This window comes from Pseudomonas sp. S3E17 (assembly GCF_024168685.1).
GTDB classification, from domain to species: domain Bacteria; phylum Pseudomonadota; class Gammaproteobacteria; order Pseudomonadales; family Pseudomonadaceae; genus Aquipseudomonas; species Aquipseudomonas marginalis.
The window spans coordinates 5,164,971-5,186,159 of sequence record NZ_JALJWE010000001.1; the positions used below are offsets into that span (position 1 = coordinate 5,164,971).

At 61.7% G+C, this 21,189-nt stretch carries 19 protein-coding genes and 1 pseudogene; 9 read left to right on the forward strand and 11 right to left on the reverse strand.

Annotated elements, in window-relative coordinates; translation table 11 throughout:
• The first annotated feature begins 93 nt into the window (after positions 1-93).
• From J3D60_RS23310 to J3D60_RS23350, 9 genes and pseudogenes are all read left to right on the forward strand, one after another.
• Positions 94-1,023 (forward strand): alpha/beta hydrolase, encoded by a 930-nt coding sequence (locus J3D60_RS23310; RefSeq protein ID WP_253492975.1) that lies wholly within the window; start codon positions 94-96, stop codon positions 1,021-1,023.
• Between the two features lie 103 nt (positions 1,024-1,126).
• On the forward strand, positions 1,127-2,098 hold the full coding sequence (gene pip, locus J3D60_RS23315; protein ID WP_027605045.1) for a prolyl aminopeptidase: 972 nt from the start codon (positions 1,127-1,129) through the stop codon (positions 2,096-2,098).
• Positions 2,095-2,532: a D-aminoacyl-tRNA deacylase gene (gene dtd / locus J3D60_RS23320; RefSeq protein ID WP_065940761.1), complete on the forward strand. Its 438-nt coding sequence runs from the start codon at positions 2,095-2,097 to the stop codon at positions 2,530-2,532. The genes pip and dtd overlap by 4 nt, the downstream gene beginning before the upstream one ends.
• A gap of 266 nt (positions 2,533-2,798) precedes the next feature.
• Positions 2,799-4,535 (forward strand): glucan biosynthesis protein G, encoded by a 1,737-nt coding sequence (locus J3D60_RS23325; RefSeq protein WP_367399672.1) that lies wholly within the window; start codon positions 2,799-2,801, stop codon positions 4,533-4,535.
• Positions 4,528-7,106: pseudogene (gene mdoH / locus J3D60_RS23330) on the forward strand (glucans biosynthesis glucosyltransferase MdoH); the annotation flags it as partial. The gene J3D60_RS23325 and the pseudogene mdoH, both read left to right, overlap by 8 nt.
• A gap of 169 nt (positions 7,107-7,275) precedes the next feature.
• Positions 7,276-8,085 carry a transporter substrate-binding domain-containing protein gene (locus J3D60_RS23335; protein ID WP_253492976.1) on the forward strand — a complete coding sequence of 270 codons (810 nt, stop codon included), beginning with the start codon at positions 7,276-7,278 and terminating at the stop codon, positions 8,083-8,085.
• Positions 8,086-8,295: 210 nt separating this feature from the next.
• Positions 8,296-9,093, forward strand: coding sequence for a transporter substrate-binding domain-containing protein (locus J3D60_RS23340; RefSeq protein ID WP_065940764.1), 798 nt, complete (start codon positions 8,296-8,298; stop codon positions 9,091-9,093).
• Positions 9,094-9,186: 93 nt separating this feature from the next.
• Positions 9,187-10,146 carry an amino acid ABC transporter permease gene (locus J3D60_RS23345; protein ID WP_065940765.1) on the forward strand — a complete coding sequence of 320 codons (960 nt, stop codon included), beginning with the start codon at positions 9,187-9,189 and terminating at the stop codon, positions 10,144-10,146.
• Positions 10,139-10,873 carry an amino acid ABC transporter ATP-binding protein gene (locus J3D60_RS23350; RefSeq protein WP_027605038.1) on the forward strand — a complete coding sequence of 245 codons (735 nt, stop codon included), beginning with the start codon at positions 10,139-10,141 and terminating at the stop codon, positions 10,871-10,873. Before J3D60_RS23345 ends, J3D60_RS23350 begins: the two co-directional genes overlap by 8 nt.
• 12 nt (positions 10,874-10,885) lie before the next feature.
• On the opposite strand, the gene J3D60_RS23355 is transcribed toward J3D60_RS23350, so the two are convergent.
• From J3D60_RS23355 to ubiE, 11 genes are all read right to left on the reverse strand, one after another.
• Positions 10,886-12,793 carry a methyl-accepting chemotaxis protein gene (locus J3D60_RS23355; RefSeq protein WP_065940766.1) on the reverse strand — a complete coding sequence of 636 codons (1,908 nt, stop codon included), beginning with the start codon at positions 12,791-12,793 and terminating at the stop codon, positions 10,886-10,888.
• Positions 12,794-12,958: 165 nt separating this feature from the next.
• Positions 12,959-14,875 (reverse strand): methyl-accepting chemotaxis protein, encoded by a 1,917-nt coding sequence (locus J3D60_RS23360; RefSeq protein WP_065940767.1) that lies wholly within the window; start codon positions 14,873-14,875, stop codon positions 12,959-12,961.
• Between the two features lie 188 nt (positions 14,876-15,063).
• Positions 15,064-15,771 carry a 16S rRNA (uracil(1498)-N(3))-methyltransferase gene (locus J3D60_RS23365; RefSeq protein WP_253492977.1) on the reverse strand — a complete coding sequence of 236 codons (708 nt, stop codon included), beginning with the start codon at positions 15,769-15,771 and terminating at the stop codon, positions 15,064-15,066.
• Positions 15,768-16,559, reverse strand: coding sequence for a twin-arginine translocase subunit TatC (gene tatC / locus J3D60_RS23370; protein WP_092490204.1), 792 nt, complete (start codon positions 16,557-16,559; stop codon positions 15,768-15,770). The genes J3D60_RS23365 and tatC overlap by 4 nt, the downstream gene beginning before the upstream one ends.
• Entirely contained in the window at positions 16,556-16,972 is a 417-nt protein-coding gene (tatB, locus tag J3D60_RS23375) for a Sec-independent protein translocase protein TatB (protein WP_115486484.1), read from the reverse strand. The genes tatC and tatB overlap by 4 nt, the downstream gene beginning before the upstream one ends.
• Positions 16,973-16,982: 10 nt before the next feature.
• Positions 16,983-17,261, reverse strand: coding sequence for a twin-arginine translocase TatA/TatE family subunit (locus J3D60_RS23380; RefSeq protein WP_003171180.1), 279 nt, complete (start codon positions 17,259-17,261; stop codon positions 16,983-16,985).
• Positions 17,262-17,287: 26 nt separating this feature from the next.
• Positions 17,288-17,620, reverse strand: coding sequence for a phosphoribosyl-ATP diphosphatase (locus tag J3D60_RS23385; RefSeq protein ID WP_027605032.1), 333 nt, complete (start codon positions 17,618-17,620; stop codon positions 17,288-17,290).
• 2 nt (positions 17,621-17,622) lie between these two features.
• Entirely contained in the window at positions 17,623-18,015 is a 393-nt protein-coding gene (gene hisI / locus J3D60_RS23390) for a phosphoribosyl-AMP cyclohydrolase (protein WP_012721796.1), read from the reverse strand.
• A gap of 41 nt (positions 18,016-18,056) precedes the next feature.
• Entirely contained in the window at positions 18,057-19,661 is a 1,605-nt protein-coding gene (gene ubiB, locus J3D60_RS23395; RefSeq protein ID WP_027605031.1) for a ubiquinone biosynthesis regulatory protein kinase UbiB, read from the reverse strand.
• The gene (locus J3D60_RS23400) at positions 19,658-20,281 is read right to left on the reverse strand and encodes an SCP2 domain-containing protein (protein WP_065940771.1); all 624 of its coding nucleotides are present in this window, start codon (positions 20,279-20,281) and stop codon (positions 19,658-19,660) included. Before J3D60_RS23400 ends, ubiB begins: the two co-directional genes overlap by 4 nt.
• The gene (gene ubiE, locus J3D60_RS23405) at positions 20,281-21,051 is read right to left on the reverse strand and encodes a bifunctional demethylmenaquinone methyltransferase/2-methoxy-6-polyprenyl-1,4-benzoquinol methylase UbiE (protein WP_003171186.1); all 771 of its coding nucleotides are present in this window, start codon (positions 21,049-21,051) and stop codon (positions 20,281-20,283) included. Before ubiE ends, J3D60_RS23400 begins: the two co-directional genes overlap by 1 nt.
• Between the last annotated feature and the right edge of the window lie 138 nt (positions 21,052-21,189).

Here is a 21,189-nt window from a genome sequence, read left to right on the forward strand (position 1 = left end):
CGATAGCGCCATGCCGGGCAACCTATCAAGTGATTGATCCATCGCAATCGGAAGCCCCCGACCTTGAACCTGCCGCGCCAGAGATCATCGCGTATGTACCCGATATCCCCGCAACTCGCCGCCTTCGTCGCAAAAACCGAGTCCTTCACCTGCGCCGACTCTTCCCTGACGAGCCAGCGCCAAAGTTACCAGCACATGTGCCAGGCATTCACCCCGCCGAAACCGGAAGGCTTGCAGCTCACGGACTTCACCCTGGCCGGCGTGGACGTGCGCAGTTATCTGCCCCCCACACCGCCCCCCGCCGACGGCTGGCCATGTCTCCTCTATATACACGGCGGTGGCTGGGTGGTCGGCGGCCTGGATTCCCATGACTTCATCTGCTTCGAGCTGGCCAATGCCCTCCGGGTGCTGGTGATCGCCATCGACTACCGCCTGGCGCCCGAGCACCCATTCCCGGCTGCATACGACGACTGTCGCGCGGTGTGGCAGGCGATCCAGGCAGAGGAGGGCCCGCACGCCATCGATCGGCAACGCCTGGCGGTGGTCGGTGACAGCGCAGGCGGCAACCTGGCGGCGGCGTTGTGCCTGGGGTTGCGCGATGATGCCCAGCCTATGCCGCGGGCCCAGGTCCTTATTTACCCCGGGCTGGGCGGCCCGGCTGATTTGCCCTCGCGCCGTGACTGCATGGACGCACCGCTGCTCAGCACTGCCGACACCGATTACTACCTGGCGCTCTACCTGCGCGATTTGGCTAAACCATCGCCCTATGCCATGCCGCTGCTGGCCGATGATTTCAGTGGTTTGCCCAAGGCCTTGATCGCAGTAGCCCAATTCGACCCGCTGCGCGACGACGGCATGCTGTACGCCGAGCGCCTGCAACAGGCCGGTGTGCCTGCACTGTTGTATCCGGGCAAAGGCCTGGTCCACGGCTGTCTACGCGCAAAGGGCCAGGCCCCGGAGGTGGATCGGCTGTACGGTTACCTGTTGGATTACCTGAGGAGCGAACTACTGACGCAGCTCTAAGCGCTCAAGGACATGCTCATTGCACAATTCGGGTTTATAGTGCCAGACGGCAAAATAAAAGACGTCCCCCCAGGGATGAACCCGACCCCCTACGGAGCGCGCAATGCAGACTTGGTACCCGCAGATCAAACCCTACGCCCGGCACGATCTGGCAGTCGATGACACCCACACGCTGTACGTCGATGAAAGTGGCTCCCCCGAAGGCTTGCCTGTCGTATTCATCCACGGTGGCCCTGGCGCCGGTTGCGATGCCCAGAGCCGCTGCTATTTCGATCCCAACCTGTACCGCATCGTCACCTTCGACCAGCGTGGCTGCGGCCGTTCCACCCCGCGCGCGAGCCTGGAGAACAACACCACCTGGGACCTGGTCGCCGACCTCGAGCGCATCCGCGAACATCTTGGCATCGACAAATGGGTGCTGTTCGGCGGCTCCTGGGGCTCGACCCTGGCCCTGGCCTACGCGCAAACCCACCCCGAACGTGTGCATGGCCTGATCGTGCGCGGTATTTTCCTCGCCCGCCCCCAGGACATCGAATGGTTCTACCAGGCCGGTGCCAGCCGCCTGTTCCCGGACTACTGGCAGGACTACATCGCGCCGATTCCCGCCGATGAGCGTCACGACATGATCGCGGCCTACCACAAGCGCCTGACCGGCAACGACCAGATCGCCCAGATGCACGCCGCCAAGGCCTGGTCCGGCTGGGAAGGGCGCATGCTCGGCCTGTGCCCGAGCCCGCAGCACGTGGAGCGTTTTTCCGAGCCTCAGCGCGCGCTGTCCATCGCCCGTATCGAGTGCCACTACTTCACCAATAACTCCTTCCTGGAGCCCAACCAGCTGATTCGCGATATGCACAAGATCGCCCATCTGCCTGGCGTCATCATCCATGGCCGCTACGATATGATCTGCCCGCTGGATAACGCCTGGGAGCTGCATCAGGCCTGGCCGAACAGTGAACTGCAGGTCATCCGTGAAGCGGGCCATGCGGCGTCCGAGCCCGGGATTACCGATGCACTGGTGCGCGCGACCGGCGAAATGGCGCGGCGCCTGCTTGATCTGCCGCCAGAAGAAGCATGAAGGGCTTGCTGCAACGGGTGCGCGGCGCCCGGGTCGAAGTGGCGGGCGAAATTGTCGGGGCGATCGACCAGGGTTTGCTGGTGCTGGTGGCCGTCGAACCTTCAGATACGCCCGAGAGCGCCGACAAACTGCTGCACAAGCTGCTTAACTACCGGGTGTTCAGCGACGACGAGGGCAAGATGAACCTGTCGTTGAAGGATATCGAGGGGGGATTGCTGCTGGTGTCGCAGTTCACTTTGGCGGCGGATACCAAGAGCGGCCTGCGGCCGAGCTTTTCCACCGCTGCCCCGCCGGCCCTGGGAGCGGCGCTTTTTGATCACTTGCTGTTACAAGCGCAACAATTGCATGGCAAGGTGGCCTCGGGGCGTTTTGGCGCGGATATGCAGGTGCATTTGGTCAATGATGGCCCTGTGACCTTTCTCTTACAGACATGAATGTATTAAAAACGACTTTAATGCCTAAAAACGTAGGGTTTCGCTACAAATACTTCGTTGTCCCTGATGCGTTGTCTCGCGGGCTACTAGATAATCGCGCGCTACGGGGATCAGCGTTGTTTGGTCCATTTTTGACTTAGGTAGAGACTTGTCCGATAACCACTGGGGAATCATTTTGACCCAGGGGAGTCGGAACAATGCTCGCCAACCTGGCATATAGATAGCTGGCCGTTGGTTTTTTGATCTGTTTTCGGCGAGGGTTGCTCGTGATTGTTAGTCCCTGTAATGCACCAAAATTGTCTGCCAAACGGTTACGAAACGCACTGGTGACGGGCTCCGCCCTGTTTTGCCTGTTCGGCGCGGGTCAACTGTGGGCATTCAGTCTGGATGATGTGTCGGCCAAGGCAAAAGAGCTGGCCGGGCAGAAATACGAAGCTCCGCGCAGCAATCTGCCGAACGAATTCCGCGAAATGAAGTTCGCGGACTACCAGAAGATTCGTTTCCGCAATGAAAAAGCCGAATGGGCCGATCAGAACACCCCGTTCAAGTTGTCCTTCTATCACCAGGGTATGCATTTCGATACACCGGTGAAAATCAACGAAGTGACCGCCGACAGCGTCCAGGAAATCAAATACGACCCGACTCGCTTCGATTTCGGCGACGTGAAGTTTGATCCTAAAGCCACCGAACAGCTGGGTTACGCCGGTTTCCGTGTGCTGTACCCGATCAACAAGGGCGACAAGCAAGACGAAATCATGACCATGCTCGGCGCCAGCTATTTCCGCGTCGTCGGCAAGGACCAGGTCTATGGCCTGTCCGCCCGTGGCATGGCGATCGATACCGCGCTGCCGTCGGGTGAAGAGTTCCCGCGTTTCACCGAGTTCTGGATCGAACGTCCAAAACCGGGTGACAAGCACCTGGTGATCTTTGCCCTGCTGGATTCCCCACGTGCGACCGGCGCCTATCGCCTGATCCTGCGTCCGGGCACCGACACGGCTGTCGATGTGAAATCCCAGATGTTCCTGCGTGACAAGGTCAGCAAACTGGGGGTTGCCCCGTTGACCTCCATGTTCCTGTTCGGCGCCAACCAGCCGTCCAAGGTGCTCAACTACCGTCGCGAGCTGCATGACTCCAGCGGCCTGTCGATCCATGCCGGCAACGGCGAGTGGATCTGGCGCCCCCTGAACAACCCTAAACACCTGTCGGTCAGCAACTTCACCGTGGAGAACCCGCGTGGGTTCGGCCTGCTGCAACGCGGTCGCAACTTCAGCCACTACGAAGACCTCGACGATAACTACGACAAGCGCCCAAGCGCGTGGATCGAGCCTGAAGGCGACTGGGGCAAGGGTTCCGTCGACCTCGTGGAGATCCCGACTGCCGATGAAACCAACGACAACATCGTTGCGTTCTGGAGCCCGGCCGAGTTGCCGGAAGTCGGCAAGCCGCTGGAAGTGGCCTACCGCCTGCACTGGACCCTCGATGATGCCGCGTTCCATTCGCCGGACAGTGCCTGGGTCAAGCAGACCCTGCGCTCCACCGGTGATGTGAAGCAATCCAACCTGATCCGTCAGCCGGATGGCAGCGTGGCATACCTGGTGGACTTCGAGGGCCCGTCCCTGAAGAAACTGCTGCCGGACGCCCCGGTGCGCAGCCAGGTGAGCGTGAGTGACAACGCCGAGCTGGTAGAAAACAGCGTGCGCTACAACGAACACACCAAAGGCTGGCGCCTGACCCTGCGTATGAAGATCAAGGACGCAGGCAAGCCGACCGAGATGCGTGCAGCCCTGGTCCAGGACATCACGCCGCCTGAGCCTGAGCATGTTTCGACCCAGGTGCTGAAGGCCGACAAGGTCCTGGCCAAGCAGCACGAGAAACAGGCCAAGAAAGACGCGAAAGACAAGGAAGCCAAGCAGCCAGAAGCTGCCCCAGCCACACCGGAGCCGATCAAGACCGAGCAAGTCCTGACCGAAACCTGGAGCTATCAGTTGCCTGCCGATGAGTAATTCTCAAGTCCAGCCAGAGACTCTCTCCGAGTACCTGGCGCATCTTCCGATGACCGCTGAGCAGCGCGCCGAGTTGGCGGGCTGCACATCCTTCACCGAGTTGCACGAGCGCTTGTCGTCCAAGGCGTTCGATGCACCCGTCGACGCCGCCCAGGCGTCGGTGGGTCGCCGCTTGACCCTCAGCACTGCCGAAGAGCTGCAAGACGCCGAAATGCTCGGGCTCGACGCCAGTGGGCGCGTGTGCCTCAAGGCCACGCCGCCGATCCGCCGTACCCGCGTGGTGCCTGAACCGTGGCGCACCAATATCCTGGTGCGCGGCTGGCGGCGGATCACCGGCCGCAGCAACCCGCCGGCCCCGCCGAAGGATGAGCGCGTATTGCCTGCAGCCCGCTGGCGTACCGTGGGTTCGATTCGTCGTTACATCCTGCTGGTGCTGATGCTCGGCCAGACCATCGTGGCCGGCTGGTACATGAAAGGCATCATGCCGTACCAGGGCTGGTCGCTGGTCGACTTCGACGAGATCCGCAACCAGACCCTGCTGCAAACCGCCACCCAGGTGCTGCCTTACGCCCTGCAGACCAGCATCCTGATCATGTTCGGGATCCTGTTCTGCTGGGTCTCGGCCGGTTTCTGGACTGCATTGATGGGCTTCCTCGAACTGCTCACCGGCCACGATAAATACCGGATTTCCGGTAAAAGTGCCGGCGACGAGCCGATCCCGAAAGACGCGCGCACCGCGCTGGTCATGCCGATCTGCAACGAAGACGTGCCGCGGGTATTCGCCGGTTTGCGCGCGACGTTCGAATCGGTGGCCGCCACCGGTGACCTCGATCGTTTCGACTTCTTCGTGCTCAGCGACAGTAACGAGGCCGACATCTGCATCGCCGAGCAGCAAGCCTGGCTCGACGTTTGCCGTGAGGCGGGTGGCTTCGGCAAGATCTTCTATCGCCGCCGTCGCCGTCGCGTGAAGCGTAAAAGCGGCAACCTCGACGACTTCTGCCGTCGTTGGGGCGGCGACTACAAGTACATGGTGGTTCTCGACGCCGACTCCGTGATGAGCGGCGAATGCCTGACCAGCCTGGTGCGCCTGATGGAAGCCACGCCGGATGCCGGGATTATCCAGACCGCGCCCCGTGCGTCGGGCATGGACACCCTGTATGCGCGCATGCAGCAATTCGCCACCCGGGTGTACGGCCCGCTGTTCACCGCCGGCCTGCACTTCTGGCAGTTGGGTGAATCCCACTACTGGGGTCACAACGCGATCATCCGCATGAAGCCGTTTATCGAGCACTGCGCCCTGGCGCCATTGCCGGGTAAAGGTGCATTCGCAGGTTCCATCCTGTCCCACGACTTCGTTGAAGCAGCGCTGATGCGCCGTGCCGGCTGGGGCGTGTGGATTGCCTACGACCTGCCGGGCAGCTACGAAGAACTGCCGCCGAACCTGCTGGATGAACTCAAGCGTGACCGTCGCTGGTGCCACGGCAACCTGATGAACTTCCGCCTGTTCCTGGTCAAGGGCATGCACCCGGTGCACCGCGCGGTGTTCCTGACCGGCGTGATGTCCTACCTGTCGGCACCGTTGTGGTTCCTGTTCCTGGTGCTGTCGACGGCCTTGCTGGCGGTCAACACCCTGATGGAGCCGCAGTACTTCATGGCGCCACGCCAGTTGTACCCGCTGTGGCCGCAATGGCACCCGGACAAGGCGGTGGCGCTGTTCTCCACCACTATCGTGCTGCTGTTCCTGCCGAAATTGCTGAGCATCATCCTGATCTGGGCCAAGGGCGCGAAAGAGTTCGGTGGCAAGTTCAAGGTAACCATGTCCATGCTGCTGGAGATGCTGTTCTCCATGCTGCTGGCGCCGGTGCGGATGATTTTCCATACCCGTTTCGTGCTCGCCGCGTTCCTCGGCTGGGCCGCGACCTGGAACTCGCCGCAGCGTGACGACGACTCCACCCCGTGGGGCGAAGCGATCAAGCGTCACGGCACGCAGACCCTGCTTGGCTTCTTCTGGGCCCTGCTGGTGGTGTGGTTGAACCCGAGCTTCCTGTGGTGGCTGGTGCCGATCGTGGGTTCGTTGATGCTGTCGATCCCGGTATCGGTGATCTCCAGCCGGGTCAACCTCGGCCTGAAGTCTCGGGATGAGAGCCTGTTCCTGATCCCTGAGGAATACAATCCGCCGCAAGCGTTGCTGTCCACCGACAAGTACACCCACGAAAACCGTTGGCACGCGCTGAAAGACGGCTTCGTACGCTCGGTGGTCGACCCGCAGCAGAACGCCCTGGCCTGTGCCCTGGCGACCTCGCGTCACGGTCAGGCCGAGCCGATCGAGTACCTGCGTACCGAACGTGTGCGCCATGCGTTGAAAGTCGGCCCTGCCGGCCTCAACAACGGCGAACGCCTGGCGTTGCTCAGCGACCCGGTAGCCCTGGCCCGCTTGCATGAGCAGATCTGGAGCGAAGGGCATGCCGAGTGGCTCGCTGCCTGGCGTAATTCGATCAAGGCCGACCCGCACGCGCCGTTACTGCCGCTGCAACCGCTGTCGTCCCAGGCCCAACCGGCCTGATTCAGGCGCCCCCGAGGGTTCACTTCGGGGGCGTTCGAAGCGCTGGTCCTACAGCGTTTCTCTATCGCCCTAACTCCTTGTTATTTCGAAACAAAAGTCCCTTGTCCGAGGCATATTTGCGTGCCCGCGAGTGGGGTAGGATCGCCCCCCAAATTCGGCTCGATCACAGGGGGATTCATGATCAAAAGGTATTGTTCGGCATTGCTGATCGGCGTTATCACATTGATTCACAGTGGTCTGGTGCAGGCCGGTGCCATCGACGATGCGGTTCGGCGTGGTGTGTTGAAAGTGGGTACTACGCCCACCTATGTCCCCTTTGAAATGACCGATAAAGAGGGTCGTATCGTGGGCTTTGAAATCGACCTGCTCAAGGTGATGAGCCAGGCCCTGGGTGTTGAACTTGAATTGGTCAGCGTGCCCTATACCGAGTTGCTGCCTGGGCTGCAGGCGAAAAGGTTCGACCTGATCGGCAGCGGCATGACCGTCACCCAGGAGCGCAACCTGAAGCTGAATTTCAGCGACTCCTTTATCGTGGTGGGGCAAACCGTATTGCTGCACCCCAGCCTGAGGGGCAAGGTCACCAGTGTCGAAGACCTGGACGACGCCACTTACCGCGTCACCACCGTCCAGGGCACCACTGGCGAGGCGGCGGCGCAACGTTTCCTGGGGGCGGCGCGCTTGAGCAGTTTTGCAACGCCCCGGGAGGCTGTGCGCCAAGTGGTGAACGGCGCCGCCGATGCCTTTATTTATGATGCGCCCTACAACCTGATCGCCCTGAGCTTGCCGGAAAACCGCGAGCTGCTGGCGCTTGAACAGCCATTCACCTTTGAACCCTTGGCGTTTGGTGTGAAAAAAGGCGATTTTGACAGCCTCAACTGGATCAACCATTTCCTCAATCAAGTCGCCCAGGACGGGACCTACGATCGCTTGCACGACAAGTGGTTCAAGGACATGGACTGGCTGGTAGAGGTCGACTGGAAGTCATAACTTCTTGCACATCAATCCGTTGCCAGCGCTGCCAACGCAAGCGTCTATCCCAGCAGTTGGCTGCGTTGTTGTGGGACTTTTCCGACATACGCAGATAACAAATACCCGTGAAACCTTTGTGACAGGCAATGAGTGGGTTAGGATCGCACCCCGAATTGGTGCAGCCCTTTTGCGCGCCGACCGTATAAGAATCGTTCAGGGGACTTGATGATGAAAAAGTATCTTTCGATGCTGCTGCTCGGCGTCGCCGCGCTGGTTGCGGCCAATGCCGCCCAGGCCGGTGCCATCGATGATGCGGTCAAGCGCGGCACGCTGAAAGTCGGCATGGACCCGACCTACATGCCGTTCGAAATGACTGACAAACGGGGCGAAATCATTGGGTTCGAGGTCGATATCCTCAAGGCCATGGCCAAGTCCATGGGCGTCAAGCTCGAGCTGGTGTCTACCGGCTATGACGGCATCATCCCGGCGTTCCTCACCGGCAAGTTCGACATGATCGGCAGCGGCATGACCCTGACCCAGGAACGCAACCTGCGCCTGAACTTCAGCGAGCCCTTCATCGTGGTTGGCCAGACCCTGCTGATCCGCAAGGACCTGGAAGGCACCATCAAGTCCTACAAAGACCTGAACGACGAGAAGTACCGCCTGACCTCCAAGCTCGGCACCACCGGTGAGATGGTCGCCAAGAAGCTGATCTCCAAGGCCAAGTACCACGGCTATGACAACGAGCAGGAAGGTGTGCTGGACGTGGTCAACGGCAAGGCCGATGCCTTCGTGTATGACGCGCCGTACAACGTGGTCGCCGAGAAAAAAGTCGGTAACGGCAAGTTGGTGTTCCTCGAAGAACCCTTCACCTTTGAACCGCTGGCGTTCGGCCTGAAGAAGGGTGACTACGACAGCATCAACTTCATCAACAACTTCCTGCACCAGATCAAGAACGACGGCACCTACGATCGCATCCATGACAAGTGGTTCAAGAGCTCCGAGTGGCTCAAGGACATGGAATAAAGCGGGACTGTTTTCTGGTGTGAGAGGGCTTGCTGTGGGGAGCCCGCTCGCCACCTCAGGTGTGCGGGCCTCGATTTTTTGGATGCTGAGTAGATGAAACAGAAAAAAGCCCAATGGCCCTGGCACCTGCTGACCGTGGTCGTGCTGGTCGGCCTGGCCGGCGCCTTGTATTACGCCACCTCGCTGATGTCCTACGAATGGCGCTGGAACCGGGTCCCGCAATACTTCGCCTACCAGGCCGAAGAGTCCCAGCGCGCTGCGGACATCTCCACTGTCGTGGAGCTGGTCCGCAAGGGCGATGTGGCCGAAGTCACCCTGCGCAACGATACCGGCGTCGAACAGCGCGTGAGCGTGGCCGACAACAGCCTGCAAGTGGCGCGCGGCGACGATGTGGCCGAGGGCGATGTCATCGGGGTTAACCGCCATTGGGCGTTGGGCCCCTTGATGTGGGGCCTGTGGACCACGTTGTGGCTGTCGGTGGTGTCCGGGATCCTCGGCCTGGCGATTGGCCTGGCCACGGGGTTGTGCCGACTCTCCACTAATCCGACCCTGCGCGACCTGTCGACGATCTACGTCGAGCTGGTGCGGGGCACGCCGCTGTTGGTGCAGATCTTCATTTTCTACTTCTTTATCGGCACGGTGCTCAACCTGTCCCGGGAATTCGCCGGGATCGCCGCCCTGTCGCTGTTCACCGGCGCCTATGTGGCGGAAATCGTCCGCGCGGGCGTGCAGTCCATCACCCGTGGTCAGAACGAAGCCGCGCGCTCCCTGGGCCTGAGTGCCAGCCAGTCGATGCGCCATGTGGTGCTGCCGCAGGCCTTCAAGCGCGTGTTGCCGCCGCTGGCCGGGCAATTTATCAGCCTGGTGAAAGACACCTCGCTGGTCTCGGTGATCGCGATTACCGAGCTGCTCAAAAGCGGTCGCGAAGTGATCACCACCTCGTTCTCGCCGTTTGAAATCCTGTTCTGTGTCGCAGGGCTGTACCTGCTGATCAACCTGCCGCTGTCGAAAATGGCCAGCCGGCTTGAGCGGAGGCTCGCCCAAAGTGATTGAAGTCCGCGATCTGGTAAAAGTCTTCGATACCCGCGGGCACGTGGTGCGCGCGGTGGACCATGTGACCACCCAGGTGGCCAAGGGCGAAGTGTTGGTGGTGATCGGCCCGTCCGGCTCCGGCAAGTCCACGTTCCTGCGTTGCCTCAATGGCCTGGAAGAATTCGATTCCGGCTCGGTGAGCATCGATGGCCTGCAACTGGCCGACCCGAAAACCGATGTGAATGCCTATCGCCGTGAAGTCGGCATGGTGTTCCAGCACTTCAACCTGTTCCCCCACATGACCGTGCTGGAAAACCTGTGCCTGGCGCAAAAAGTCGTGCGCAAGCGCGGTAAGAAAGAGCGAGAAGCCAAGGCCCTGGCGCTGCTGGAAAAGGTCGGCATTGCGCAGAAAGCCAACGAGTTCCCGTCGCGGCTTTCCGGCGGCCAGCAACAGCGGGTGGCGATTGCCCGGGCGTTGGCGATGGAGCCCAAGGTGATGCTGTTCGACGAGCCCACCTCGGCCCTCGACCCGGAAATGGTCGGCGAGGTGCTGGACGTGATGAAGACCCTGGCCCTGGAGGGCATGACCATGGTCTGCGTCACTCACGAAATGGGTTTTGCCCGTGAAGTGGCGGATCGTGTGCTGTTCTTCGATCATGGCAAGTTGCTGGAAGATGCGGCCCCGGCCGAGTTCTTCGCGGCGCCCAAAGACCCGCGCGCCCAGGCGTTCCTGCGCCAGGTGCTATAGGGCGCGGGGCGTTCATACCTTGAACCGCCCCACGCATTGCTGCAAATCCGTTCCCAGCCGCGCCAGTTCGATACTGGCCGCTGCCGTCTGTTCACTGGCGGCGGCGGTTTGCTCCGAGGCGTCGCGTACTTTCAATACGCTGCGGTTGATCTCTTCGGCCACCGCACTTTGCTCCTCGGCGGCAGCGGCGATCTGCGGGTTCATTTCCTGGATGACCGACACCGTGCGGGCGATCTCCGTCAGAGAGTCCCCGGCATTGCGGGCCAGGCCGACGCTGTTGTCGGTCAGGGTGCGGCTGTAGTCCATGATGTCGGCCACTTGTTGGGTTCCGCTGTGCAGGCCGCCAATCAGCTCTTCGATTTCCTCGGCGGACTGCTGGGTCCGTTGGGCGAGACCGCGCACCTCATCGGCGACCACCGCGAAGCCTTGACCGGCCTCGCCGGCCCGTGCGGCTTCTATCGCGGCGTTGAGCGCCAGCAGGTTGGTCTGCTGTGACACGGACTTGATCACATCCAGCACACTGCTGATTTTCTGGCTTTCCCGTTGCAGCCCCACCATGGCCTGACCCGCGCGCGCCATTTCATGGGCAAGGTGCTCGATTTGCGCCACGGCATCCGTCACCACCTGATCGCCCAGCTCAGTCTGTTGATTGGCCTGTCCGGCGGCGAGCGAAGCCTGCTCGGCGTGGCGCGCAACCTCCTGGGCGGTGGCGAGCATCTGGTTCATGGCGGCGGCGACCTGCTCGGTTTCATCGCGCTGATGATTCACCCCGGCGCGAGTTTGTTCGGTCACGGCGGAAAGCTCTTCGGCGGCGCTGGCAATTTGCCGAGCGTTGTCGCTGATGTTGCCAATCAGCCCCCGCAGGTTCAGCGTCATTTGGCTCATGCTGCGTTGCAGTTGGCCCAACTCGTCACGCCGTCGGGATTGCACGTCATGGCTCAGGTCGCCCTGCGCAATGCGATTGGCAGCGGACAGCGCTTTGCGCAGCGGTTTCACGATCTGCCCGGCAATCAGCCAGGCCGCGAGGGTGCCCAACAGCAAGGCGGCAGCAGTTGTACCAAGGGTTTGGGTGCGGGCTTGTTCGGCTTCGCGTTCGCGCCGTTGAGTCTGGTCCTGGCTCAAGAGATCGCTCTGGGCGAGCAGTTGGTCCAGTTGCTGTTCCAATTGATTTTGCGCGCCTTCGGTTGTGAGTTGCGTGTCTTTGAGGCGTGTGAGGTGGGTGTGGATACTGAGCACGGTATTTTTCAGGGCGCCGCTGTCGACCGGCAATTTTGCTACGCCCGCCTGGGCGAGTTCGAGGTTGCGCTCGGCGTCGCTGACGGCCTGGGCGTAGGCATCCAGCGAGCTGGCGGCCCAGGCAGGGGTTTGGGCACGATCCTCCGCCTGCTCTATGGCCTGGCGCAGGTTTTCGATGGCATCGAGGGCTTTTTCATCCTCCTGGTCGGGTAAGTCGCTGGCCAGTTGTGCGAGTACATCGCCGGTGCGTACGGAGCTCTGCTTGAGCTGTTCACGGGCACTCTCACGTGTCTCGACCAGCGCGGGCACCTCCTTGAGCGTGGCTTTGAACGTTGCAGAAAGGCGGGTCATCTCCTGCAGGTACTGAATGGGTTTTGGGGCTTTGAGGCGGTTGGAAAGCTCGCTCAGGAGCCCGTCTATTTTTTCTATGCTCACGCTCAATTTGTTGAGGCTGTTGGTATCGTCCAGGGTGCGGTAAACGATTCGGTCAGCCCGCAGTTCTTCACCCGTCACGGCCAATTGCGCGAGCACGGTCAGGGTCTGCGAGCGGTAAAGGGACGCGGCCAGCGCCTGCCAGCCAGTCACGGCAATCACAAGGCTCAATGCCAGGACCAGGGAGAAGCCCAGGGCCAGTTTGAGAGTGACACTGGCGTCACCCAACAGGTAAGTCATTCGACGAAGCATGATCAACCTCCGACAAGTGAACAGTGGGCGTTCTCAACGTGCGCAGGCACATTGAGCTGAATTGAACGCTAGTTCTCTCGGCGCAGAGGTGGGGCTGATAAACGCGTAGGAAATTTCACAGATTGCAGGCGGCGACCCAGGGCGGGTCGCCACGCGGGGACGGGGTCAGACCCGGAAGCGGCCGACCAGCGCCTGGAGATGAGTGCCCAGGCGCGCCAGTTCGGTACTCGATGCGGCGGTCTCTTCACTGGCCGAAGCCGTCTGCTCGGAGATATCGCGCACGTTCAACACACTGCGATTGATCTCTTCCGCCACGGCGCTTTGCTGCTCGGCGGCGGTGGCGATCTGGGAGTTCATCGCCTGGATGGTCGAAACCGTACGTGTGATGTTCTCCAAGGCGCTGCCGGCGCGGCGCGTCAACTCGACACTGCTGTCGGTGAGGCCACGGCTGTTGTCCATGATGTTCGCCACCTGCTGGGTGCCGCTTTGCAGGCCGACGATCAGCTCTTCGATCTCTTCGGTGGACTTCTGGGTGCGCTGGGCCAGGCTGCGCACTTCATCGGCCACCACCGCGAAACCGCGTCCGGCCTCACCGGCCCTTGCCGCTTCAATGGCTGCGTTGAGCGCCAGCAGGTTGGTTTGCTGGGCCACGGACTTGATCACATCGAGCACGCTGCCGATCTTGTCGCTTTCGCGCTTCAGATCGGCCATGGCGACCGTAGAGTTGCCGACTTCAGTGGCCAGGCGTTCGATCTGGGCGATCGCTTCGCCGACCACTTTGTCGCCTTCGCGGGCCTGCTGGTCGGCGGCCACTGCGGCTTCCGAGGCTTCCTCGGCATTGCGCGCCACTTCCTGCACGGTGGCGGCCATTTCATTCATGGCGGTGGCCACTTGGTCGGTCTCGACTTTCTGGCTGTTGACCCCGGCGTTGGTTTGTTCTGTGACGGCCGACAGTTGCTCGGCGGCGCTGGCGATCTGGGTGACCCCTTCGCTGATGCCGCCGATCAACTCGCGCAGGCCCACGGTCATGCTTTGCATGGCCCGTTGCAGTTGGCCCAGCTCATCCTGGCGCAAGGAGGTGAGGTTGTGGCTCAGGTCGCCCGACGCTACGCGCTCGGCGACCTGCAGGGTCTGGTTCAGGGGGAGGATGATCTGGCGGGTGATGGCCCAGGCGGCAACCAGGCCGAAGATCAGCGCCAGCACGGTGGCCATTAGCAGCAAGTATTTGGCTTGCGCGGCATCCGCATCGCGTACCGCGGTCTGGGAAACCGTCAGTTTGTCACTGTGGCCCAGCAGGATATCGCCCTGGGCAGACATGGTCTTGAGTGCCGCTGCGCTGGCCACTTGAGAGTCGCGGTATTGGCTGACGGCAGCGCGGTAGGCTTGCAGTGAGACGCTGGCCTGTTGCAGGTTGGCTGAATACTGATCAGGTATTTGGCTGGTGAGGCTGGTGATTTTTTTCAGCGCGTTGTCGATGGCATCCAGCGCGGGCTGCTCGGCCTCCACCTTGCCGCTGTAGGTGTAGCCCCGTACTTGGAAGCGTGCTTGCTGGATCAGTTTGCTCAGGTCCACCACGCTGTTGAACAGCGTGACACTGTCGCCTTGCAGCAGGGATTTCTCCACTTCGCTGACTTTGAGTACCGCATTATCGGCGGTATCGCCCAGCTTGCTGCGGGCATTTTCGCGGTTGGTGCCTGCCTGCACCATATCGTTGAACGCGCGCTTGTACTGGTCCACGGCGGCCAATTGCTCATCGACCAGGGCGGCATCCGTGGGTTGTTCGATCAGGCTGCGTGCGGTCTTCAGGCCAGTGTCCAGCTTGTTCAGCAGCTCGCTGACGGCGGTCGGGCCTTGTTCGCCACGGCGCATCTCGTAGTCAAGGCGTGCCAGGCGCAGGTCTTTGGTCAAGCCGTTGAGGCTGGAGATGTAACCCAGCTTGTCACCACGGCTGATCACGTCGCCCAGGCCGGTCCAGCCGGTGAAGGTGATCATCAGTGTCAACAGCAATACCAGGCCAAAGCCCACCGCCAGCTTGGTTTTGACGCTGACATTCCCCAGCTTTTCGGCTAACCAACGATACATGTTGCGAACTCCCCTGGAACAAGGCTTGGACTTATTCACGGGTTATCGGCTTGCATACGGAATTCTGTAGCGACGCTGTCTCCTGTGGGAGGGGGCTTGCTCCCGATAGCGGTGGTTCAGTATCAGAAATGCTGACTGACCCACCGCTATCGGGAGCAAGCCCCCTCCCACAGGGTTATGCGGTGTGGTTAGAAAAGGCGGGCGAGCAGGGCCGTGACGGCCGTTTCGACGCGCAGGATGCGGGCGCCCAATTGCACCGGCTGCAAGCCGGCCTTGGCCAGCAGGTCCACCTCATAGGGGATCCAGCCACCTTCCGGGCCTATGGCCAGGGTAACCGGTTCATTCAGCCCACGGGGGCAGGCTGGGTAGTCGCCGGGATGGCCGATCAGGCCAAGGGTGCCTGCGGTCATGGCCGGCAGGCGGTCTTCGACGAAGGGCTTGAAGCGCTTTTCGATAACGATTTCTGGCAGCACCGTGTCCCGCGCCTGTTCCAGGCCGAGGATCAGTTGTTCGCGAATGGCCTCGGGTTCCAGGAAGGGGGTCTGCCAGAAGCTTTTTTCCACCCGGTAGCTATTGACCAGCACCACTTTCGGCACGCCCATGGCCGCCACGGTTTGCAGCACCCGACGCAGCATCTTCGGACGTGGCAGGGCCAGCAGCAGGGTCAGGGGCAGTTTGGCCGGCGGTGGTTGGTCGAAGCTCACTTGCAGTTCGGCTTCGCGGGCTTCCAGGCGCAGCAATTGCGCGTTGCCCATCAACCCGCCAAGGCGCCCGACCCGCAGGCTGTCGCCTACGGCGGCGCGGTGGACTTCCTGCATATGCACCAGGCGCCGATCACGCAGGATCACCCGGTCGGCCGCAATGAAGTCGGCATCGAACAGCAGCAGCAGGTTCACGGCTGGGTCGCTGGCGGCTGGTCGTCGTCGGCGGGTTGGTCATCCGGGTGATCGCCACGCTTGCTGATCAGGCCGCTGAACAGGATGCCAATCTCGAACAGCATCCACATCGGCACGGCCAGCAGGGTCTGGGAGAAGATGTCCGGCGGCGTGAGGATCATGCCGACCACGAAGCAGCCGATGATCACGTACGGGCGGATTTTCTTCAGGTACGCCACGTTGACCACGCCGATCCACACCAGCAGCACCACGGCCACGGGGATTTCGAACGCCACGCCAAAGGCGAAGAACAGCGTCATCACGAAGTCGAGGTAGCTGGTGATGTCGGTCATCATTTCCACGCCGGCCGGGGTGGCGGCGGCGAAGAACTTGAAGATCAACGGGAACACCAGGAAGTAGGCGAAGGCCATGCCGGTGTAGAACAGCAGGATGCTCGACACCAGCAAGGGCACGGCGATGCGCTTCTCATGCTTGTACAGGCCCGGCGCGATAAAGCCCCAGATCTGGTGCAGGATCACCGGGATCGCCAGGAACAGCGAGACCATCATCGTCAGCTTCAACGGTGTGAGGAAGGGCGATGACACATCGGTGGCAATCATCGTCGCGCCGGCCGGCAGGTACTGGCGCAGCGGCGTGGAGACGAAGGTGTAGATCTGCTGAGTAAAGGCGAACAGCCCGGCAAAGATCACGAAGATCGCGGCCACGCAACGCAGCAGGCGGGTCCGCAGCTCGGTCAGGTGCGAGACCAGCGGCATATGCTGGTCGTTTTCCGGTTTATCAGCGCTCATGGGGCTCGCGGCGGCAATGTAGGGTCATGGGGCGCGGGCGACGCAGCGGGCGTCGGCGCAGGCTCGGTTGCAGCGGTCGGGGTCGGGGCGGCTGGCGGGGTATCCACCGCAGGCGCAGGCGCGATGCTGTGCTCGGCCACAGGCTCCACCGGTTTGGTGGGCTCCTGCACCGGCGACAGGATCTTCCGGGCTTCCTGCTCCAACGACAGAATATGTTCGTTGTGCAGTTGGCGACGGATCTCGTCGGCGCCGATTTCCCGTTCAACTTCCTGTTTGATGGCGTTGAAACTGCGTTTCAGGCGCCCGATCCACAGGCCGGCCGTGCGTGCGGCACCGGGCAGGCGTTCCGGCCCCAGTACCAGCAAGGCAACCAGGCCGACGAGCAGCAGTTCAGAGAAGCTGATACCAAACATTAGTCAGTGCTCACGAGTCTTTGCGGGTCGGCTCTTCGACTTTTTCAGCCTGCACGTCGAAGGTACGACGCTCGGTGATCGGCTGGGTGGCCTGGGGGTGCACAGGCTGTGCCGGTGGCACCGGGTTGGCGGCCGGGTCGGCAGGCTTCTCATCGTCGTTCATGGCTTTACGGAAGCCCTTGATCGACTCGCCCACGTCGGTGCCGAGGTTTTTGAGTTTCTTGGTGCCGAATACCAGTACCACCACCACCAGAATGACGATCCAGTGTTTCCAGTCAAAAATGCCCATGCTGCAAATCCTCTAGTAAAAGTTATTCAGGCGGACGGGCGCGAGGCCTTTTCGGCGTGCCCGGACAAGCCGAAGCGACGGTCCAGTTCATCCAGCACGGCCTGTGGATGCTGCCCCAGTTGGGCGAGCATGACCAGGCTATGGAACCACAAGTCGGCGGTCTCATAGATGACATCGCTGCAATCGCCGCTGATTTGTGCGTCCTTGGCGGCGATGATGGTCTCGATGGACTCTTCGCCGAGTTTTTCCAGGATCTTGTTCAGGCCCTTGTGGTACAGGCTGGCGACGTAGGAGCTGTCGGCGTCCGCACCTTTGCGGTCCTCCAGCACCTGGGCCACACGGTTGAGGGTATCGCTCATGGTCAGTGTCCTGCCGAGTAGATGGCGTGCGGGTCTTTGAGCACCGGCTCTACAACCTTCCATTCGCCGTTCTCGAACACGCGATAGAAGCAGCTGTGGCGGCCGGTGTGGCAGGCGATGTCGCCGATCTGCTCGACCTTCAGGATCACCACGTCGGCGTCGCAGTCGATGCGCATCTCGTGCAGGGTCTGCACGTGCCCGGACTCTTCGCCCTTGCGCCACAGTTTGCCACGGGAACGTGACCAGTAAATGGCGCGCTGCTCAGTGGCGGTGAGGCTCAGGGCTTCGCGGTTCATCCAGGCCATCATCAGCACGCGCCCGGTCTTGTAGTCCTGGGCAATGGCCGGCACCAGGCCGTCACTGTCCCACTTGATCTCGTCCAGCCAGTCTTTCATCTTCGGCTCCGGCAATTTGCGACAGTGTATAACCGGATTGGCTATCGACGCACGATCAGATAAACACCCACGGCGACCATGATGCCGGCCGGCCAGTGGCCCAGTTGGTTCAGCGGCCCGCCAATGGCCAGCATCACGCCACCGACCAGGTGCGCGGCCCCCAGCAGGCGCAGGAACCAGTCGTCCTTGCGCTTCTGCCAGGGCGGCGCGGGGTCTTTGGCATGGGGCTGGGACATGCGCTCCAGCAGGTCGCGGGTCATGTTGGCCAGGTGCGGCAACTGTTCGAACTGGCTGTGCAGGTTGCCCAGCAGGGTTTTCGGGCTGACCCGCTCGCGCATCCAGCGTTCCAGGAACGGCTGGGCGGTGTTCCACAGGTCGAGGTCCGGGTACAGCTGACGGCCCAGGCCTTCGATGTTGAGCAGGGTTTTTTGCAGCAGCACCAGTTGCGGCTGCACTTCCATATTGAAGCGCCGCGCGGTCTGGAACAGGCGCATCAGCACCTGGCCGAAGGAGATATCTTTCAGTGGCTTTTCAAAGATCGGCTCGCACACGGTGCGGATCGCCGCTTCGAATTCATTGAGCTTGGTTTCCGCCGGCACCCAGCCCGAATCGATGTGCAACTGCGCCACGCGGCGGTAGTCGCGCTTGAAGAAGGCGAACAGGTTACGCGCCAGGTAGTCCTGGTCTTCCGGGGTCAGGCTGCCGACGATGCCGCAGTCGATCGCGATGTACTGCGGGCTCCACGGGTTGACGGTACTGACGAAGATATTGCCGGGGTGCATGTCGGCGTGGAAGAAACTGTCGCGGAACACCTGGGTGAAGAAGATCTCCACACCGCGCTCGGCAAGCATCTTCATGTCGGTGCGTTGGTCGGCCAGGGTCGCGAGGTCGGTGACCTGTACGCCGTAGATGCGCTCCATCACCAGCACTTTCGGGCGGCACCAATCCCAATACACCTGCGGCACGTACAGCAGCGGCGAGCCTTCGAAGTTGCGCTTGAGCTGGCTGGCGTTGGCTGCTTCGCGCAGCAGGTCGAGTTCGTCGTAGATGGTTTTTTCGTAGTCGGCGACCACGTCCACCGGGTGCAGCAGGCGCGCATCGGCAGAGAAACGTTCGGCGGCGCGGGCCAGGATAAACAGCCACGCCAGGTCCTGGCCGATGATCGGCTTGAGGCCCGGGCGAATCACCTTCACCACCACTTCTTCGCCGCTCTTCAACTGCGCGGCGTGCACTTGCGCCACCGAGGCCGAGGCCAGCGGTTCGACGTCGAAGCGGCTGAACACCTCGCTGATCTTCTTGCCCAGTTGCTCTTCGATCAGCTTCATCGACTGCTGGGAATCGAACGGCGGCACGCGATCCTGCAGCAGCATCAGTTCGTCGGCGATGTCTTCGGGCAGCAGGTCGCGGCGCGTGGAGAGGATCTGCCCGAACTTGATAAAGATCGGTCCCAGGTCCTGCAGCGCCAGGCGCAGGCGCGCGCCCCGGCTCAGCTCCAGCTGTTTGCGTGGGAACCAGCGCCACGGCAGCACATAGCGCACCGCCAGCAGGAACCATGGCAAGGGCAGGGCGAACAGCAGGTCATCGAGGCGGTAGCGGATTACGACGCGCTGGATACGGAACAAACGGCGGACGGCGAGCAGCTTCATGCGTTATCGCTTGGATCAAGGGAACGGCTCAGGCGCTCGAAGCGGGCCTCGAGGCGTTCCAGGTCGATTTTGGCCTTGTCGAGCTCACGAAAGCGCGCTTGCGCTTCGCGTTCTCCGACCAGGGTGCGCGATTCTTCGCTCAGGTATTCGGCGAGGTTCTGGTTGAGGCTGGCGAACCCCTGCTGGTACCAGCGCGTGCGACTGCGCAGGTGCCCGCTGATCAGTTGGGTGGCGACGGGGCCGATCCAGCGTGACAGCTCGTATTCCCAGTCCAGCTCCAGGTCCTGCAGCACGGCGGCCAGGTCCATCAGGACCGCACTGTCGCCTTCCAGGTGCACTTCGGGGCCGTGGAGGATGGCGGTCTTGTTGCGGCTCAGCGCCAGGTGCAACAGGCTGGAGGCCGGTGCGCGCAGGGTGCAGTCGGCTTCGGCGGCCCATTGAGTGGCGAGCAGCAGGCCTTCATCGCTGGGCAGGATAAACAGCTGCAGGGCGGGGCTGGTGCAGTCCACGGCGATGACCTTGCCGTTCAAGTGCGCGAGCCGTGCCAGGGCGGTGCTGTCCAGGCGCAGTACACGGTTGATACCGTGTTCGACGCTGGCGAGAAGGCCTTTGAGCAGCATCAGGGCTTGATGCCACGGTGCAGGGCGACAATGCCCGAGGTCATGTTGTGGTAGGTCACGCGGTCGAAACCGGCCTCTACCATCATCGACTTCAGGGTTTCCTGGTCGGGGTGCATGCGGATCGATTCGGCCAGGTAGCGGTAGCTTTCGGCGTCATTGGTGATCAGCTTGCCCATCAGCGGCATGAAGGCGAAGGAGTAGGTGTCGTAGACCTTGGACATCAGCGCGTTGGTCGGCTTGGAGAACTCCAGTACCAACAGGCGGCCGCCTGGCTTGAGGACGCGCAGCATCGAGCGGATCGCGTCTTCCTTGTGGGTCACGTTGCGCAGGCCGAAGGCGATGGTCACGCAGTCGAAATGGTTGTCGGGGAACGGCAGCTTTTCAGCGTCGGCCTGGACGAATTCGATATTGCCGGCCACGCCCTTGTCGAGCAGGCGATCACGGCCGACCTTGAGCATCGAGCCGTTGATGTCCGCCAGCACCACCTGGCCGGTAGGGCCGACGAGCTTGGAGAACTTGGCCGCCAGGTCACCCGTACCGCCGGCGATGTCCAGCACACGGTTGCCGGTGCGTACGCCCGACAGCTCGATGGTGAAGCGTTTCCACAGGCGGTGCATGCCGCCGGAGAGCACGTCGTTCATCAGGTCGTACTTGGCTGCCACGGAGTGGAACACCTCAGCGACTTTTTCCGCCTTCTGGCTTTCCGGGACGTTCTTGAAACCGAAGTGAGTGGTGGGTTCGGCATCGCTGCCTTTGCGCTGATCAGTCATATCGCTGTCACCAAAAGAGAATGCGGGACATGATAATCCCCAAGGCCTGCTTTGTCTTGGCAAGGCTGCAGGTAAGATAGGCACGCACCGAGACCTTTTGCCGCATTCAAGGTATTCAAATCCCTATAAAGAGGAGTC

Excerpts from the sequence above, each read along its gene's own strand:
- J3D60_RS23345 (WP_065940765.1), top strand. The coding sequence starts at position 9,187 with ATGAAACAGAAAAAAGCCCAATGGCCCTGGCACCTGCTGACCGTGGTC.
- J3D60_RS23400 (WP_065940771.1), bottom strand. The coding sequence starts at position 20,281 with ATGCTGCTCAAAGGCCTTCTCGCCAGCGTCGAACACGGTATCAACCGT.
- dtd (WP_065940761.1), top strand. The coding sequence starts at position 2,095 with ATGAAGGGCTTGCTGCAACGGGTGCGCGGCGCCCGGGTCGAAGTGGCG.
- ubiE (WP_003171186.1), bottom strand. The coding sequence starts at position 21,051 with ATGACTGATCAGCGCAAAGGCAGCGATGCCGAACCCACCACTCACTTC.
- J3D60_RS23360 (WP_065940767.1), bottom strand. The coding sequence starts at position 14,875 with ATGTATCGTTGGTTAGCCGAAAAGCTGGGGAATGTCAGCGTCAAAACC.
- J3D60_RS23385 (WP_027605032.1), bottom strand. The coding sequence starts at position 17,620 with ATGAGCGATACCCTCAACCGTGTGGCCCAGGTGCTGGAGGACCGCAAA.
- J3D60_RS23335 (WP_253492976.1), top strand. The coding sequence starts at position 7,276 with ATGATCAAAAGGTATTGTTCGGCATTGCTGATCGGCGTTATCACATTG.
- J3D60_RS23340 (WP_065940764.1), top strand. The coding sequence starts at position 8,296 with ATGAAAAAGTATCTTTCGATGCTGCTGCTCGGCGTCGCCGCGCTGGTT.
- tatB (WP_115486484.1), bottom strand. The coding sequence starts at position 16,972 with ATGTTTGGTATCAGCTTCTCTGAACTGCTGCTCGTCGGCCTGGTTGCC.
- tatC (WP_092490204.1), bottom strand. The coding sequence starts at position 16,559 with ATGAGCGCTGATAAACCGGAAAACGACCAGCATATGCCGCTGGTCTCG.
- hisI (WP_012721796.1), bottom strand. The coding sequence starts at position 18,015 with ATGAAAGACTGGCTGGACGAGATCAAGTGGGACAGTGACGGCCTGGTG.
- pip (WP_027605045.1), top strand. The coding sequence starts at position 1,127 with ATGCAGACTTGGTACCCGCAGATCAAACCCTACGCCCGGCACGATCTG.
- ubiB (WP_027605031.1), bottom strand. The coding sequence starts at position 19,661 with ATGAAGCTGCTCGCCGTCCGCCGTTTGTTCCGTATCCAGCGCGTCGTA.
- J3D60_RS23380 (WP_003171180.1), bottom strand. The coding sequence starts at position 17,261 with ATGGGCATTTTTGACTGGAAACACTGGATCGTCATTCTGGTGGTGGTG.
- J3D60_RS23310 (WP_253492975.1), top strand. The coding sequence starts at position 94 with ATGTACCCGATATCCCCGCAACTCGCCGCCTTCGTCGCAAAAACCGAG.
- J3D60_RS23355 (WP_065940766.1), bottom strand. The coding sequence starts at position 12,793 with ATGCTTCGTCGAATGACTTACCTGTTGGGTGACGCCAGTGTCACTCTC.